This is a genomic window from Methylobacterium durans, from assembly GCF_003173715.1.
GTDB classification, from domain to species: domain Bacteria; phylum Pseudomonadota; class Alphaproteobacteria; order Rhizobiales; family Beijerinckiaceae; genus Methylobacterium; species Methylobacterium durans.
Genome location: NZ_CP029550.1, coordinates 1 through 15,393, shown reverse-complemented (window position 1 = coordinate 15,393; position 15,393 = coordinate 1). Strand labels below are relative to the sequence as shown.

At 71.0% G+C, this 15,393-nt stretch carries 10 protein-coding genes and 5 pseudogenes; 14 read left to right on the top strand and 1 reads right to left on the bottom strand.

Annotated features, from left to right (window positions below):
• Positions 1 to 35 precede the first annotated feature (35 nt).
• Positions 36 to 1,610: a DHA2 family efflux MFS transporter permease subunit gene (locus DK389_RS00065; RefSeq protein WP_109886660.1), complete on the top strand. Its 1,575-nt coding sequence runs from the start codon at positions 36 to 38 to the stop codon at positions 1,608 to 1,610.
• 19 nt (positions 1,611 to 1,629) lie between these two features.
• On the opposite strand, the gene DK389_RS00060 is transcribed toward DK389_RS00065, so the two are convergent.
• Complete coding sequence (locus tag DK389_RS00060; protein WP_109895838.1) at positions 1,630 to 2,802, bottom strand: transglycosylase SLT domain-containing protein; 1,173 nt, start codon at positions 2,800 to 2,802, stop codon at positions 1,630 to 1,632.
• Positions 2,803 to 3,070: 268 nt separating this feature from the next.
• Here DK389_RS00060 and DK389_RS00055 point away from each other — a divergent pair, with 268 nt between their 5' ends.
• The 13 genes and pseudogenes from DK389_RS00055 to DK389_RS35400 all read left to right on the top strand — a co-directional run bounded on the left by DK389_RS00055 (position 3,071) and on the right by DK389_RS35400 (position 15,380).
• Complete coding sequence (locus DK389_RS00055; protein ID WP_109886658.1) at positions 3,071 to 4,261, top strand: inositol-3-phosphate synthase; 1,191 nt, start codon at positions 3,071 to 3,073, stop codon at positions 4,259 to 4,261.
• A complete protein-coding gene (locus tag DK389_RS00050; protein ID WP_109886656.1) occupies positions 4,261 to 5,178 on the top strand; it encodes an HD domain-containing protein in 918 nt (305 codons plus the stop codon). Before DK389_RS00055 ends, DK389_RS00050 begins: the two co-directional genes overlap by 1 nt.
• 32 nt (positions 5,179 to 5,210) lie before the next feature.
• Positions 5,211 to 6,405, top strand: a pseudogene (locus DK389_RS35135) (class I SAM-dependent methyltransferase).
• Positions 6,405 to 7,436, top strand: coding sequence for a Gfo/Idh/MocA family protein (locus DK389_RS00040; protein WP_109886654.1), 1,032 nt, complete (start codon positions 6,405 to 6,407; stop codon positions 7,434 to 7,436). Before DK389_RS35135 ends, DK389_RS00040 begins: the two are co-directional and overlap by 1 nt.
• Positions 7,437 to 7,486: 50 nt before the next feature.
• Positions 7,487 to 9,076 carry a YcaO-like family protein gene (locus DK389_RS00035; protein ID WP_109886652.1) on the top strand — a complete coding sequence of 530 codons (1,590 nt, stop codon included), beginning with the start codon at positions 7,487 to 7,489 and terminating at the stop codon, positions 9,074 to 9,076.
• Positions 9,073 to 9,948: pseudogene (locus DK389_RS00030) on the top strand (sugar phosphate isomerase/epimerase family protein). Before DK389_RS00035 ends, DK389_RS00030 begins: the two are co-directional and overlap by 4 nt.
• Positions 9,945 to 11,181, top strand: a pseudogene (locus DK389_RS00025) (glycosyltransferase family 4 protein). The pseudogenes DK389_RS00030 and DK389_RS00025 overlap by 4 nt, the downstream one beginning before the upstream one ends.
• A 9-nt stretch (positions 11,182 to 11,190) precedes the next feature.
• Positions 11,191 to 11,949, top strand: coding sequence for a PIG-L deacetylase family protein (locus DK389_RS00020; RefSeq protein WP_109886651.1), 759 nt, complete (start codon positions 11,191 to 11,193; stop codon positions 11,947 to 11,949).
• A pseudogene (locus tag DK389_RS00015) lies at positions 11,939 to 12,573 on the top strand (uracil-DNA glycosylase family protein). The gene DK389_RS00020 and the pseudogene DK389_RS00015 overlap by 11 nt, the downstream one beginning before the upstream one ends.
• Positions 12,574 to 12,940: 367 nt before the next feature.
• Positions 12,941 to 13,826, top strand: a pseudogene (locus tag DK389_RS00010) (lysylphosphatidylglycerol synthase domain-containing protein).
• A gap of 92 nt (positions 13,827 to 13,918) precedes the next feature.
• Entirely contained in the window at positions 13,919 to 14,410 is a 492-nt protein-coding gene (locus DK389_RS35410) for a hypothetical protein (protein ID WP_418291992.1), read from the top strand.
• Complete coding sequence (locus DK389_RS35405) at positions 14,370 to 14,789, top strand: histidine kinase dimerization/phospho-acceptor domain-containing protein (protein WP_418291991.1); 420 nt, start codon at positions 14,370 to 14,372, stop codon at positions 14,787 to 14,789. The genes DK389_RS35410 and DK389_RS35405 overlap by 41 nt, the downstream gene beginning before the upstream one ends.
• Positions 14,790 to 14,819: 30 nt before the next feature.
• Positions 14,820 to 15,380 carry an ATP-binding protein gene (locus DK389_RS35400; RefSeq protein WP_418291990.1) on the top strand — a complete coding sequence of 187 codons (561 nt, stop codon included), beginning with the start codon at positions 14,820 to 14,822 and terminating at the stop codon, positions 15,378 to 15,380.
• The last annotated feature ends 13 nt before the right edge of the window (positions 15,381 to 15,393 follow it).

The window sequence follows — 15,393 nt, the reverse complement described above, 5'->3', positions numbered from 1 at the left end:
GGCGGGGGGGTCGGTCGGGATCAAGATCCGGGGCGTTGCCGAAGGCGGCGGGCGGGCACAGCCCGTGGGCCATCGCCCTCGTCGTGTCGCTCGCGACCTTCATGGAGGTGCTCGACACGACGATCGCGAACGTCGCGCTCCGCTACATTTCCGGCGGCCTCGCGGTCGGCCCCGACGAGGCGGCCTGGGTGGTGACAAGCTACCTCGTGGCCAACGCCATCGTCCTCACCGCCTCGAGCTTCCTTGCCAAGCGCTACGGCCGCAAGGCGTTCTTCATGTGGAGCGTGGCGCTCTTCACCGTCGCTTCGGTTCTGTGCGGCTTCGCCTGGAACCTGCGATCACTCCTCGTCTTCCGGGTGCTGCAGGGGCTGGGCGGCGGCGGCATGGCGCCGCTGGCGCAGTCGATCCTGGCGGATTCCTTCCCGCCCCGGAAGCGGGGGCAGGCCTTCGCCCTCTACGGGCTCGCGGTGGTGGTGGCGCCCGTGGTCGGGCCGACGCTCGGCGGCTGGCTCTCGGACAACGTGTCCTGGCACTGGTGCTTCCTGATCAACGGGCCGATCGGCCTGCTCGCCCTCGGCCTGATGTACGTCCTGCTGGAGGATCCGGATTCGGCGAAGCGGGAGCGTCGCCGGCTGCGGCGCGAGGGCGTGCGCTTCGACCTGATCGGCTTCCTGCTGGTGGCGACCTTCCTCGGCTCGCTTGAGGTCGTCCTCGACGAGGGGCAGCGCAAGGACTGGTTCGGCTCGAACCTGATCGTCACCTTCGCGATCCTGAGCGTCCTCGCCTTCGTCCTGATGATTCCCTGGGAGCTGACCCGCAAGAACCCGGTCGTCGACCTGCGGCTTCTCGGCAAGCGCCAGTTCGGCGCCTGCTTCCTCGTGATGCTCGCCACCGGCGCGATCCTGATCGCGACGACGCAGTTCATCCCGCAGATCGTGCAGGATTACTTCGGCTACACGGCGACGCTCGCCGGCCTCGCGCTGGCGCCGGGCGGCCTCGTCACGGTGTTCATGATGCTCGTGATCGGGCGCGTCTCGGGCACGATACAGCCGAAATACCTGATCGCCGCGGGCGCCACGATCGTCGCCTTCGCGATGTACGACCTCACGCGCCTCTACGGCGACAGCACGTTCTGGTTCTTCGCGTGGTCGCGCATCTATATCGGCATCGGCCTGCCGATGATCTTCATCTCGATCACGGCCGCCTCGTACGAGGGCATCGACCCCTCGCAGACGGATCAGGCCTCGGCGCTGATCAACGTCGCCCGCAACGTCGGCGGCTCGATGGGCGTCTCGCTGGCGCAGAACATCCTCGCCTACCGCCAGCAATTCCACCAGAGCCGGCTCGTGGAGCACATCACGCCGACCGAGCCCGCCTACCAGGAGACGCTCGCGCGGGCCACGCGCTACTTCGCGCAGCACGGGGCGGCCGGCGTCGACGCGCAGGGGCAGGCCACCGCCTGGATCGGCCAGCAGCTCGCCCAGCAGGTCGCGTTCTTAGCCTATATCGACGTGTTCTGGGCGCTGGCCCTCGTCTCGGCGTCGGCCGTGCCCCTCGCGATGATCCTGAGCCGGGTCAAGCGCGAGGGCGAGGCGCCGGCCGGCCACTGACGGCCAGCTGGAACGAGCCTCAGCGGATCTCGGGCAGCGAGGCGTCGGTGATCTTCACGCGGCCGTCCTCACGCACATCTCTCACCAAGGTCTCGGCGAGGGCCGCGACGCCCTCGTACTGGTTGAGGCGGCGGTCGATCATGTCGTCGATCTTCTCGTAGACCTCGGCGACCGTCAGGCCGCGGCGGCCCTTGCCGGCCTTCTCCGTGAACAGGGAGCGGTTCGCCCGGGCCGCGCTGCGGAACTCCTTCGAGGCGACGATGCCCGGCTGCTCGGCGCTCAGCGCCAGGAAGCGGCCGGCGCTCGACGTGCCGAAGAAATGGGCGAGGTAGAGTTCCGATGTCTTCAGGTCGCGCCCGATCCGGGCCTCGATCCGGGCGCGATCGCGCTTGATCAGCTCGGCCGCCATCAGGCAGGCGACGTAGGGGTCGCGGCGCAGGCGCAGCACCCGCTCGCGCATGCCCTCGCCCGAGACGGTGATCGCGCCGCCCCGGCCGGTGACGGCGGCGGCCTCATCCTCGTAGCCGTAGCGGGCACCGAAGTCGCGGATCATCTCCAGCCAGGTCGCGGCGACGAACTGGAACAGGCCCTCGGCGGACGAGGTCGCGGCCTTGGCCCGGGTCGAGAAGCTCGACTCCTTGTCGGCGAGCGCCATCATGTAGACGGGGTCGACCCCGGCCTCGGCGGAGGCGCGCAGGATCGTCTCGACGATCGAGCGCGGCACGCTCATCTCGCCGAAGCGAAGGATCTCGTCCCCGGTTCCGGTGCGGGGCTGGGGCAGGGCGGCGAGATCGCTCGCGATGAGGGCCGTGGTGGCCGGCTCCTGGTCGAGCAGTGGCACGCCGCCCCAGTCGGACGGCCTCTCCGGGCCCGTCCGGCTCGCGAGATCGCGGGCCGCGAAGGCGCGCTCGTCGATGCGGTCGTGGGCGGAGGCCGGGGCCAGCGCGCTCTGCGGCAAACTGAAGCCGACGAGACCGGCTAGCATAGTCGTCAGCAGACGACGGCGAATATTGGCACGGCGTCGGCCCTGTCTTTTCGGCTCGGCCCGCAGCAGCCACGCTACGGTCTGATCTTGATCCACAGTCTCGCCAGGCACGAGACGGCTCGCGTCGTCGGCGCAATGCGCCGGCTCCGGAAAACCCCCATCATTCTTCCTTTGTCGTGCCGCGGCTTGCTTGGGCGCGGCTTCGATCAAGTGGCGGCTATGTCGCCGCCCGCTGTGTCCACAATGGGACGACCGGGTGATCCAACCGTGGCACCCTTAAGAGTCGGTTAACTCTGCGCTTTCACGAATTTTTAACGGCTCGTTCGGGCGCGGTTCAGGGGAACGGAGGCAGAAATTTGTCCGAGCGGGGCTTGGAACGAAGCCTGGCGGAGCCAGTTACCTAGTCCCACGCGGGGCTGGCTCTCCTGGCCCGTCCGACGCCCCCGCGTCTTCACAGCAAGGAAGTTCGGTTCCGATGAGCATGCAGACCGGTCGCCGCGTCGGCGTTGCGTTCGTTGGCATGGGTGGCGCCGTCGCCACCACAGCGATCGCCGGCATCGAGATGATCAAATCGGGATCGAACAGGCTCGACGGCCTGCCGCTCGCGAACGTCCCCGTCGCCGGCATGGCCGACTACAAGGATCTCGTCTTCGGCGGCTGGGACCTCAACAGCGACGACCTCGCCTCCGCCGCGGCGGGCCACGGCGTGCTCACCAAGCAGGACATCGAGAACGGCGCCCAGGTCCTGAAGGGCATCACGCCCTGGCCGGCGGTCGGCAGCGCCAAGTTCTGCAAGAACATCGACGGTGGCAACCGCATCGTCGCCAAGGATCACCGCGAAACGGTCTCGATCATCGCCAACGACCTGCGTCGGTTCCGCCAGGAGAGCAACCTCGACGAGGTGGTCGTCGTCAACCTCGCCTCGACCGAGCGCTGGCCCGATCTCAGCGAGCCGGTGCTGAACTCCTCGGCCGCCTTCGAGAAGGGTCTCGATGCGAGCGACGAGTCGATCAGCCCGGCGATGCTCTACGCCTACGCGGCGATCAAGAGCGGCGTGCCGTACGCGAATTTCACCCCGAGCGTCGCGGCCGACGTCCCCGCTCTCCTGGAACTCGCGCGCGAGCTCAACGTCCCGGTCGCCGGCAAGGACGGCAAGACGGGCCAGACCATGATGAAGACGGTGCTGGCGCCGGCGCTGAAGGCCCGCGCCCTCCATGTCGACGGCTGGTTCTCGACGAACATCCTGGGCAACCGCGACGGCCTCGCCCTCAACGATCCGAGCTCGCTGCAATCGAAGCTCAACACCAAGGGCACGGTGCTCGACTCGATCCTCGGCTACCCGGTCGAGGACCACCTCGTGCACATCCACTATTACCGTCCCCGCGGCGACGACAAGGAAGCCTGGGACAACATCGACGTCACCGGCTTCCTTGGCCAGCGGATGCAGATCAAGGTGAACTTCCTCTGCAAGGACTCGATCCTGGCCGCGCCGCTCGTCATCGAGATCGCCCGCGTGCTGGACCTCGCCAAGAAGCGCGGCGACGGCGGCGTGCAGGAACAGCTCTCGACCTTCTTCAAGGCGCCGATGGTGAAGAACGGCCACGGGCCGGAGCACGCCTTCGGCAAGCAGGAGCAGATGCTGCTCGACTGGCTCGGCGTGCACTGATGCCGGGCCCGTTCGAGGGCGCCGCAGCACCCGTCGCGCTCCGCGAGCTTCTCGTCGAGCTGAACGACCTCAAGCGCGTCCGCTCGGCCGGACGGACGGGCTCGGTCGCGGAGCGTCTCTTCGCGCAGGGCTGGAGCGCTCTGACAGGCGGGGCCGATCCCGAGGCCGTGGCCCTGGAGATCACCGCCAAGACGCTCGCCGCCTGCCGACTCTGCGACCTCGACGACGCCTTCCTGGCGGCAGCGGGCCTCTCCGAGGCCGCGATCGGCGACGTGCTGGTCGCGGGCTTCGAAGCGGTGACGCCCGAGGTCGAGGCCGATCTGCGCGGACGGCTGCGTGAACGGCTCCGAGAGCGGGACAACTTGGTGGCCGGTCCGCTGCCGGGTTTCGTCGCGGCGCTGGCGCAGCAGCCGCGGGCGGGCGTGACCTGCCCGGGCAAGCCCCGCATCCTGTTGGAGCCGCCGGAGAATCACGCTGAGCACTGCCTGATGGTCGCGGTCTACGGCGTGGTGCTGAGCCCGTTCTACCGGGCCGACCCCACCACCGTGTTCCTGGCGGCGATGGCGCACCATTTCCACAACGCGGCGATGCCGGATGCGGGCTTCACCGGCGAGATGCTGCTCGGCGACCATCTCGGGCCGATCATGGCGCGGACCACGCAATGGGCGCTCGACGCGCTCGAGCCGCCCCTGCGCGCGACGATCGAGCGGGCGCGGGCGGTTCTGCCCGACGACGCCACCGCGGAGGGCCGCGCCTTCCACGCGGCGGATGCGATCGACCGGGTCCTCCAGATCGCCCAGCACCTGCGCGCCGCCTCGCTCACCATGGAGACCGTGCTCGGCGAGATGGAACTCGTCCATGCCGGGCCGGTGAAGGGGTTCCATGATCGGGTGCTGAAGGATATGCGCATCCCGTGATCGCAAACGCGACGGGGGCGGGTAGAGAGAGCATGATCCCCTTCACCCTGACCTCGCCCGAGACCGGCAACGCGCTCCGCTCCGACACGCCGCACTCGCTGCGCGACGCCGAGACCGGCGCGCGCTGGCCGGTGATCGACGGCATACCGTACCTGCGCATCGGCCGGGACGGCCTCATCGCCGAGGTCCTGGCGCATCTCGACGATGCGGGTGCGGAGAACGGCCGCGAGAAGGCGCTCGTGGCGCTGCTCGCCGACCAGGACGATTGGTGGAACGGCCCGCCGGCGGACCCGGCCGATCTCGCGGCCCTCGTGCACGGTCGCGAGGAGGCCAGCCTGCGGGACGCGGTCCGCCTCCTCGGCTGGGGCCGCGTCGGCGACTACTTCCTGCACCGCTGGAGCGACCCGACCTTCCTGGCCGGCCTCGCCCTGCTGGAGGCGCACTGGAACGGCCCGGCCTGCGTCTTCGAGTTCGCCTGCGGCATCGGGCATTACCTGCGCGAATTGAGGCGCCACGGCGCCAAGGTCGCGGGTGCGGACGTGGTCTTCGCCAAGCTCTGGGTCGCCCGCCACTGGGTGGTGGGGAGGGCGCGCAGCTCGTCTGCTTCGACGCGGCCTCGCCCCACTGGCCCGTCAGCGGCGCGCCGGTCGATCTCGTCGTCTGCAACGACGCCTTCTATTTCCTCGACGACAAGGCGGGTCTGCTCGAATGCCTGCGCCAGAACGCGGGCGATGACGGCTGGCTGGCCTTGAGCCACATCCACAACAGCGACCGCCCGGGCTTCTCGGCGGGCCGGGCCGTCTCGGCGGAGGAGATCGAGGAGCTGTTCCCGGACGCCCTCGTCTACGACGACGCCGAGCTGACCCAGGCCCTCGTGGAGACCCGCGCCCCCGCGCCCCGCCTGCCGGCCGAGATCCGGGGCTGCGAGGCCTTCTCGGTGGTGGCGGGTCCGGGATGCGCCCGGCGCCGCGCGCGATCGTCGACGGCCTGACCCTGCCGCGGGAGGGCACGCATCTGCGCCTGAACCCGCTCTACGCGCCGGACGGGGCCGGCGCGTACGAGATCCGATGGCCGTCGGAGCGCTACGAGCAGGAATACGCCGCCATCGTCACCTACCCGATGCGCTCGGAGGGACCGGACGCGCTCGATTGGGTCGGGCCTCCGACCGCGCCCGAGGCCGAGCGCGTGAGGCGGCGAGAATTCGTCGACCTGCCGGAGCGCTGGTGATGGGCGACAACGTCGGCTGGGGCATCGTCGGCTACGGCTGGGTCGCCCGGGACTACATGGCGCCGGGCATCCGGGCTGCCGGGCATCGGCTCGTCGCCGTCTGCGACCCGGGCGAGGGTTCCCGCCAGGCGGCGGACGCGGAGGGCGCGCGGGCTTACGCGACACTTCCAGAGCTTCTGGCCGACCCCGAGATCGAGGCCGTCTACGTCGCCACCCCGAACCATCTGCATCGCGAGGCGGTGGTGGCGCTGTCCCGGGCCGGCAAGGCCGTGCTCTGCGAGAAGCCGATGGCGGCGCGGCTCGGCGATGCCGAGGCGATGGCCGAAGCCGTGCGCGGCAGCGGCATCTTCTACGGCACCGCCTTCGACCAGCGCCACCATCCCGGCCACCGCGCCATGCGGGCCCTGATCGAGGCAGGCCGCCTCGGCACCGTGACCGCGGTGCGCATCGTCTATGCCTGCTGGCTGGATCGGGCCTGGACCTCCGTCGAGGGCCTCGACAACTGGCGCATCGACCCCGTCCAAGCGGGAGGCGGCGCGCTGATGGACCTCGCCCCCCACGGGATCGACCTCGTCGACTTCCTCACCGGCGAATCGATCGCCGAGATCGTCGCCCTGACCCAGGCCCGGGCGCAGGATTACGCGGTCGACGACGGTGCCCTGCTGATCGGGCGCACGGGTGCGGGCGTGCTCGCCAACCTCCACGTCGCCTACAATTGCCCCGACGCGCTGCCCCGGCGCCGGCTGGAGGTGGTGGGCACCAGGGGCATGCTCACCGCGATCGATACGATGGGGCAGGTGGCCGGCGGCACGGTGACGTTCACGGACGGCGCTGGCGGCCGCTCGGAGGAGATCGCGTTCGACACGCAGGCCTCGCCCTTCCTGGAGCAGGTGCGCGCCTTCGGCTCGGCCCTGCGCCGCCCGGAGGAACGCGGCGCCTACTCGGTCGAGCGCGACCTGCACACGATGCGGCTCGTGGTGGACGCCTACGAGAGCGAGCGCCACCGGGGAGGGCCGCTGGCGGGCCGCTGAGGGCACGGCAACGGCCGTACGGCGATGCGGAACGGGGTTTATCGAGGACCATGACCGAGCTTGATCAGGACGACCGCGCCCGCCACGCCCGCCTGAAGGCGCCGCGCGCCTATCGGTTCGGGCAGAAGCGCCGGATCGACGGGCTGCCGCAATCCCTTCCGGAGCCCGTGCGGGCCTATCTCGACGTGCTGCCGGAAGGGCGCATCGTCGGCTTTCCCCTGGCGCCCCTCGACCGGACCGGGATCCCGGTCTGGTTCGTCTCGCTCTTCCTCGACGATCCCTACTTCGTCGGCGCCATGCCGAGCGGCATCGGCTACGGGGCGACCGACGACGAGGCGATTATCGGCGCGGTGGCCGAGATCGCCGAGAACCTGATGCCCTCGCTGGCGCTGATCCCGCGCAGGAAGGAGCGGGGGTCCTACAACGACCTCGTGCGGGTCCACGGCGCCCGCTCCGTCGCCGACCCGCTCACCCTCGGCCTGCCCGCGGGCTCGCCCGTGGGCCGCGACACCGTGCTCGAATGGACGGCCGCCACCCGCCACCCGACCGGCGAGACGGTGCTGATGCCCCTCGACGTGGCGGCGACGGATTATTTCGAGCTGTCCGAGGGTTACAAGCCCTTCACGAACCTGATCACGAACGGGCTCGGCGCCGGGCCGGACGTGCCCTTCGCCCTCGGCCACGGGGTGCTGGAACTGCTGCAGCGGGACGGCAACGGCCTCCTGTTCCGCGCCCTCGACCAGGGCGTGATGCTCGATCTCTCGCAAGGGCTTGGGCCCGAGACCTCAGGCATGTTGGCAAGGCTGGAATCGCTCGGCATCCGGGCCCTGCCGAAATTCGCCACCGACCAGTTCGGCCTGACGAACCTCTACGTCGTCGGCTACGACCGGAATCCCGCCGACGCGCCGACGCCGATCGCGCTCTCGGCCTGCGGCGAGGCCTGCGACCCGGACCGGGAGCGGGCCCTGCGCAAGGCGCTCCTCGAATTCCAGGCGGCGCGGGTGCGCAAGGCCTTCGGCCATGGGCCCCTCGCCTTCGCCGAGCGGGTCACGCCGCCGGGCTACGTCCACGCCTTCATCGAGAAGGCCCTGCCGAGCCTAGACCTGGAGGAGAGCCGGGCGCTGAAGGCCATGCTCGAATGGATCGTGCTGCCGCCGGAGGATCTGCACGCGGTGCTCGCCGACACCGTCTATTCCGAGCGCGCGACGAAAGCCTTCGCGGAGCTGCCGACGACGCCCGCCGCCGACGGGCACGCCCGCGGCGCGATCGCCTGCGAGCGGCTTCTGGAGGCCGGGTTCGACGTTCTCTACGTCGATTGCTCGCCGCCGCGCGGCGGGGTGGGCGTCGTCAAGGCGATCGTGCCGGGGCTCGAGGTCGAGACCATGAGCTATTACCGGATCGGCGAGCGCAACGCCCGGAAGCTCATCGAGCGCGATCACCCCCTCGTCCGCTTCGGCACGCAGAGCGAGACCCTGCGCCCGATCCGCCTGACGCCCGAGGCGATCGAGCGCTTCGGCGGTCAGCCGCTCTTCGACGTGGCGCTGGCCGAGGAGATCGTCGGCAGCCATTATCCCCTCTACCGCGAGCCGGAATCGCACCACGCGCCGTTCCGGCTGGAGCAGAGGGGACGGGCCGCATGAGTCTCCGCTTCGCCTACAACACCAACGGGGCGGCCAATCACCGCCTCGACGACGCGATCGACCTCATCGCCGGGGCCGGTTACGACGGCGTCGCGCTCACCCTCGACATCCACCACCTCGACCCCTTCGCCGAGACCTGGGCGCGGGAGGCGGAGCGGGTCGCGAGCCGCCTGGAGCGCCTTGGGCTCGGCTCGGTGATCGAGACCGGGCCCGCTTCCTCCTCGATCCGCGGGCCAAGCACGAGCCGACCCTGGTGACGGCCGACGCGACGGGCCGCGCCCGCCGGATCGGCTTCCTGAAGCGGGCGATCGAGATCGGCGCGATCCTGAAATCCGAGGCCGTGTCCTTCTGGGCCGGTGTGCCGAAGCCCGGAATCGACCCTGCGGAGGCGCGGCACTGGCTGGTGGACGGGCTGCAGGAGGTGGTGGCCTACGCCCGAGAACGGCGTCGTGCCCTGCCTGGAGCCCGAGCCCGGCATGCTGGTCGAGACCCTGGACGACTTCGCCGCGCTTCAGGTGGAGGGTCTCTGCCTCGCCCTCGACACCGGCCACTGCCTCGTCACCGGCGAGCGCGAGCCCGCCGCGGCGGTCGCCGAATTCGCGCCCCGCATCGGCACCGTGGCGATCGAGGACATGGCGCGCGGCATCCACGTGCATCTGCCCTTCGGCGAGGGTGACATGGACGTGCCGGGCGTGCTCGACGCCCTCGATGCGATCCATTTCGGCAAGCTCATCTGCGTCGAGCTGTCCCGCGAGAGCCACCGGGCGGACGCGATGATTCCGGCCGCCATCGAATACCTGAAGCAATGCCGACGCCCGGGCCCGGACTTGCCGCCGCCCGACATGACCGTACGGGAAACCCCTGTCCGATGAGGATCTGCTTCGTCAGCCGGCGCTACTTCCCGGCGATATCCGGCATGAGCGTCTACGCGCAGAACCTCCTGCGCGAGCTCGTCGGCGCCGGGCATGACGTGACGATGATCAGCCAGTACCGGGGCGACGCCTTCGGCACCCGCGTCTACGGCGGCGGCCCGCCCCCGCCCGCCGGGCGTTCGGGTGATCGGCCTCGAGCAGCTCGGCGAGCAGGAGGGCGGCGACTTCGAGCGCGACGTCGAGGCGATGGTCGAGACGATCGCGGCCGAGCACGCGCGCGCGCCCTTCGACGTCCTGCACGCGCAGTACGGCTACCCGACCGGCTGGGCGGTCCTGCTGGCCTCCCGCCGGCTCGGCGTGCCGAACGTGGTCTCGATCCAGGGCGGAGACGGCCACTGGGTCGGCTCCTGCTGCGAGACGCACCGGCGCGCCATGTGCGCGGTTCTCGACCACGCCAACGCGCTCCTCATCGGCGGCCGCTCCTTCGTGGCTGAGGTCTGCGAGCGCCTCGGCACCGACCCGGGCCGCTTCACCATCGTGCCCGGCGCGGTCGACACGGCGCGCTTCACGCAGCCCCATGCGGACGGGCTTCCCGAGCTGCATGCCGGCCCGGTTCGTCTCCTCTATCACGGTCGCGTCGACCGGCGGAAAGGCGTGCTCGATTTCGTCGACGCGCTCGGGCGCCTGCGCGATCGCGGCATGCCGTTCGCCGCGACGATCTCGGGCATCGGCCCCGACGTCGAGGCCGCGCAGGCGCGGGCCGCCGAGCGCGACCTGCCCGAGGAGCGGCTTCGCTTCACGGGCTACGCCGACTACGCCACCGTGCCGGACCTCTACCGGCAGGCCGATGTCTTCGTCTCGCCGACCTACGCCGAGGGCTTCTCGAACACGATCCTGGAGGCGATGGCGGCCGGGCTCGCCGTGGTCTCGACCCACTCGGTCGGCGTCTCCGATTGCCTGCGCGACGGGGAGAACGGGCTCCTGACCGAGCCCGGCGACGTCGCCGCCCTCACGGACGCGCTCGCCCGCGTGATCGAAGACGCGGCGCTGCGCCGCCGCATCGCCGGTGGGGGGCTGGAGGAGTGCCGCCGGGTCTATTCCTGGGAGACGGTCGGCCGCCAGATCATGGGGATCTACGCCGAGATCGCGGGTGCACATCCGGACACGCGCTTCTCGCCGGACCTGCCCGTCGATCCGTCCTGTCGGTTCCGGGCGGAGCCGCACCTCCTCTAGGCCGGCACCATGCCCATTGCGCTCGCCCTCTCGCCCCATCTCGACGATGCCGCCTTCTCCTGCGGCGGCACGCTGGCGATGCTGGCTGAAGGCGGCTGGCAGGTCGTCATGGCGACCCTGTTCACGGGCAGCGTGCCCGAGCCGCAGGGCTTCGCGCTCGCCTGCCAGCTCGACAAGGGTCTGCCGGCGGAGGTCGATTACATGGCGCTTCGCCGCGACGAGGACCGGGCGGCGGCGGCGGCCCTCGGCATCGCCGCGCCGACCCACCTGCCGTTCCGGGAGGCGCCGCACCGCGGCTACGGCTCGGCACCCGAGCTGTTCGAGGAGACGCGGGACGACGATGCCATCGTCCCGGATCTCGCTCGGGCCCTGGCCGATCTCGTCGCGGCCGTGCGGCCCGATCTTCTCCTGAGCCCTCAGGCGATCGGTGGCCATGTCGATCACGTCCAGATGGTCCGGGCGCTCGACGCCGTCGGATCGAGGCTGCCGGTCCTGTGGTGGCGCGACTTCCCCTACACGGTGCGCAAAGCCGCCCCGAAGGAGCCGCTGCGCGCCCGCTTCACGGATCTCGGGGAGCGGGAGATCCGGCTGACGCCGGCGGCCGAGGTCCGCAAGGCGGCCGCCTGCGCGGCCTACGGGACGCAGATCGGCTTCCAGTTCGGCGGGCGCGAGGGCCTGTCCCGCCGGCTCTCCGAGGAGGGTGGGGTCGAGCGCTTCCGCGTCTCCGGCACCCTGCCGGCGGGCGTCCCGGGGCACGATGGCGACTGAACCCGACGCGCCGAAGAGCCTCGCCGATCCGGCGATCCTCGCCGCGCGGCGCGCCTCGTCGGATCGCCCCATCTCGCGCCCCTGCGGGATCTGGCCCGCACCATCGCGGCGGAGCGGCAGGCGCCGGTGCCCGATCCCGACCCACTCGACGGCGGCATCGGCGCGCGGCTGCTGCTGCTCCTCGAGACGCCGGGCCCGGCGATCTTCCGAACCGGCTTCGTCTCCCGCGACAACGCGACGGGGACCTCCGCCAACCTGTTCCGCTTCCTCCGTGAGGCCGGCATCGCGCGCCGGGACACCCTGATCTGGAACGCGGTGCCCTGGGTGATCCACGCGGAGGGCGCCCTGAACCGGGCACCGCGCCGGGTGGAAGCGAAGGCGGCGGCCGCCTATCTGGCGCCGCTCCTCGACCTGTTGCCGCACCTCGCCGTGGCGGTCCTGGCCGGGCGCTTCGCCGGCGAGGCGCGGCCGGCGATCGCGGCGCTCCGGCCGGATCTGCCCGTCGCCATCCCGCATCCGAGCCCGACCTACGTCTGCACATCGCCGAGCGTGGCCGAACGCATCCGCACGGGCCTGTCCGAAGCCGCGGCTCACCTCGCGGGCCTGCGCTTCATGCAACGGTGATCCGCGCCGCACCGCCGAATCACCGGGTCCGGCCGGGACGAGACCGCCGGATCGGAGCCGCCTCGCTGGCCTTTGCCCGCCATTGCCCCTAAATGCCTCGCCAACGGACCGCGGTCCGGCACAGGCTCGGGGAATGATCCACCGCCCGCTTTTCCGGGCGGCGCACCCGGCGGAGGCGAACGCCGAATTCATGAATTTTGTCGGACAGCATCAGAAGGCGCTCGACGACGCCGAGGCGATCGAGGCCGATCGGACGGCGGAAGCCGCCGGCGTGCCGCAGGTCGCCCGGTCCTCGGGGATGCGGAGCCGCTACGCCTGGATCGGCACCGCCGCGAGCGTGATCCTGTTCGCGGTGTCGATCGGCGTCCTGTGGAAGCTCGTCCAGACCGTCACGTGGTCGGAGCTGCACGCGGCCTTCACGGCGGCGACTTCGAAGCAGCTCGGCCTCGCCTTCCTGTTCGTCTGCGTGAGCTACCTGTTCCTCACCGGCTACGACGCGCTGGCGCTGCGCCAGCTCAAGGTGAAGGTCCGTTACCGCATCACGGCGCTCGCCTCGTTCACGAGCTACGCGGTGAGCTTCACCCTAGGCTTCCCGCTCTTCACGGCGGGAACGATCCGCTACTGGATCTACTCCCGGGAAGGGCTGTCAGCCCCGAAGATCGCCGCGCTCACAGTGATCGCGGGCTTCACCTTCTGGCTCGGCATGGGCGTCGTGCTGGGCCTCAGCCTCATCGTCGAGGCGGGCCAGCTCGCGGGACTGACCTTCACGTCGATCCGGCTGAACCAGGGGGTCGGTCGCCGCCCTCGTCGCGGTGCTCGGCTATCTCGCCTGGGTCTCGCTCAAGCGGCGCAGCGTGAAGGTGAAGGGCTGGCGGCTGGAACTGCCCGGCGCCTCGGTCTCCTTCAGCCAGATGCTCGTCGGCATCGGCGACGTCTGCGCCGCCGCGGCCGTGCTCTACGTGCTGCTGCCGCCGGGCCTGACGATCGGCACCACATTCCTCGCCGTCTACGTGCTCGCCGCCATGCTCGGCATCGCGAGCCACGCGCCGGGCGGCCTCGGGGTGTTCGAGGCGACGATCCTTCTCGCCCTGTCCAGCCTGCCGCGGGACCAGGTGCTCGGCTCGCTGCTGCTGTTCCGGGTCTGCTACTACCTCGTGCCCTTCATCCTCGCCCTCGCGATGCTCGGGGCCTACGAGATCTTCAAGCGGGCGCAGCAGGTGCGCCGCGGCGCCGATCCGGACGGGCGGCCGTGACGCCTCCTGCCCGTCGCTGAGGGCGCCTCTCTCGATGGTCGCGATCCGCTGATGGAAGAGGGGCACGCCGGGCCGCCTGGACGGGGGCGAGCGTGGCGGCAGCCTTCCTGCTCGCCGTCGCCTGGCTCGACGGAAGCCTCGATCTCGCCTCGTTGCCGCTTCCCTCGCCGCCGCCGGCCTCGGAGGGGCGATCGGCGGACGCCAACGTGTCCCCGTCGCCGCGCCGCTGGAGGCCGCGAGCCCGGCCGCCACGCCATCGCCGAGGCGCTGCTCGCCAACATCCCGATCCCGTCATCCTGATCGATCGCCGCTCCGTCGTCATCGAGGCAAACCCCGCCGCCCGAGCACTCTTCCCGAACCTGAAGCTGCGCCACCCGCTCTCCTTCGCCCTGCGGGCGCCGGAGATCCTCGACGGCATCGAGGCGGTCCTGCGGACCGGCCAGCCCCTGAAGACCGGCTACGCCACACGCGTGCCGACCGAGCGAAGCTTCGAGGTGCAGATCGGCGCCTGCCGATGCCGCAGGCGGGGGTCAGCCGAACGTGGTGCTGTTCCTGCGCGACCTCACCTCGGCCCAGCGGCTTGAGGCGATGCGGGTCGATTTCGTGGCCAATGCCAGCCACGAGCTGCGGACACCGCTCGCCTCGCTCCTCGGCTTCATCGAGACGCTGCAGGGCCCCGCCCGCAACGACGTCGCTGCGCGCGAGCGCTTCCTCGCCATCATGCGCACGCAGGCGCAGCGGATGACGCGGCTCATCGACGATCTGCTCTCCCTGTCGCGGATCGAGTTGCGCGAGCACGTCGCGCCGACCGAGACGGTCGATCTCGGGCAGATCGCCCGCCAGATGGTGGACGCGCAGGGCCCGCTCGCGGCGGAGCGCGGCGTTTCCGTGACGCTGCGGGCGGAGGAGGGGATTATCCCGTCCTCGGCAGCCGCGACGAGCTTCTGCGCGTGGAGAACCTGATCGAGAACGCGGAAGTATGGCGGCGCCCACGTGACGGTCTCGCTTGCCCGCGACCCGCTCGGGCGGCTCGGCGAGCCCGAGATCGAACTCGCCGTCACGAATGATGGCCGGCATCGCGCCCGAGCACATCCCCCGCCTCACCGAGCGGTTCTACCGGGTCGACGTGACGTCGAGCCGCAGCAGGGCGGGACGGGCCTCGGCCTCGCGATCGTCAAGCACACCCTGAACCGCCACCGCGGGCGGTTGACGATCGAGAGCGAGATCGTCGCGGAACCGTCGTTCGCGTCCGGTTGCCCGAGCGGGAGCCGGGCAGGACAGGGCCGCCTCCTGAGCCGTCTCGCCCGGGCGTCCCAGGAGCCCGAACGATCGGGCGGTGAAGGCCTGCCGCGACGGGGCCCCGCCAGGCGCCCTGCCGACGGCGGCCGCAGCTTGGCGGGCGGCCGCAGCTTGGCGGGCGGCGCAGCTTGGCGGCGCATGTCCGGGCATGCGACCGAGCGGCCCTTGACCTTCCCATCATGGAAGCCCCACATGGGGTGCATGGATGAACAGGCCGATCCGCTCCCATTCCGATGCCCCCGTTTCGCACCCTGAGCTTTCCTGTCTC

Bases quoted from the DNA above. Each gene is read 5' to 3' on its own strand.
- DK389_RS00055 (WP_109886658.1), top strand. From the start codon at position 3,071: ATGAGCATGCAGACCGGTCGCCGCGTCGGCGTTGCGTTCGTTGGCATG.
- DK389_RS00050 (WP_109886656.1), top strand. From the start codon at position 4,261: ATGCCGGGCCCGTTCGAGGGCGCCGCAGCACCCGTCGCGCTCCGCGAG.
- DK389_RS00040 (WP_109886654.1), top strand. From the start codon at position 6,405: ATGGGCGACAACGTCGGCTGGGGCATCGTCGGCTACGGCTGGGTCGCC.
- DK389_RS00035 (WP_109886652.1), top strand. From the start codon at position 7,487: ATGACCGAGCTTGATCAGGACGACCGCGCCCGCCACGCCCGCCTGAAG.
- DK389_RS00020 (WP_109886651.1), top strand. From the start codon at position 11,191: ATGCCCATTGCGCTCGCCCTCTCGCCCCATCTCGACGATGCCGCCTTC.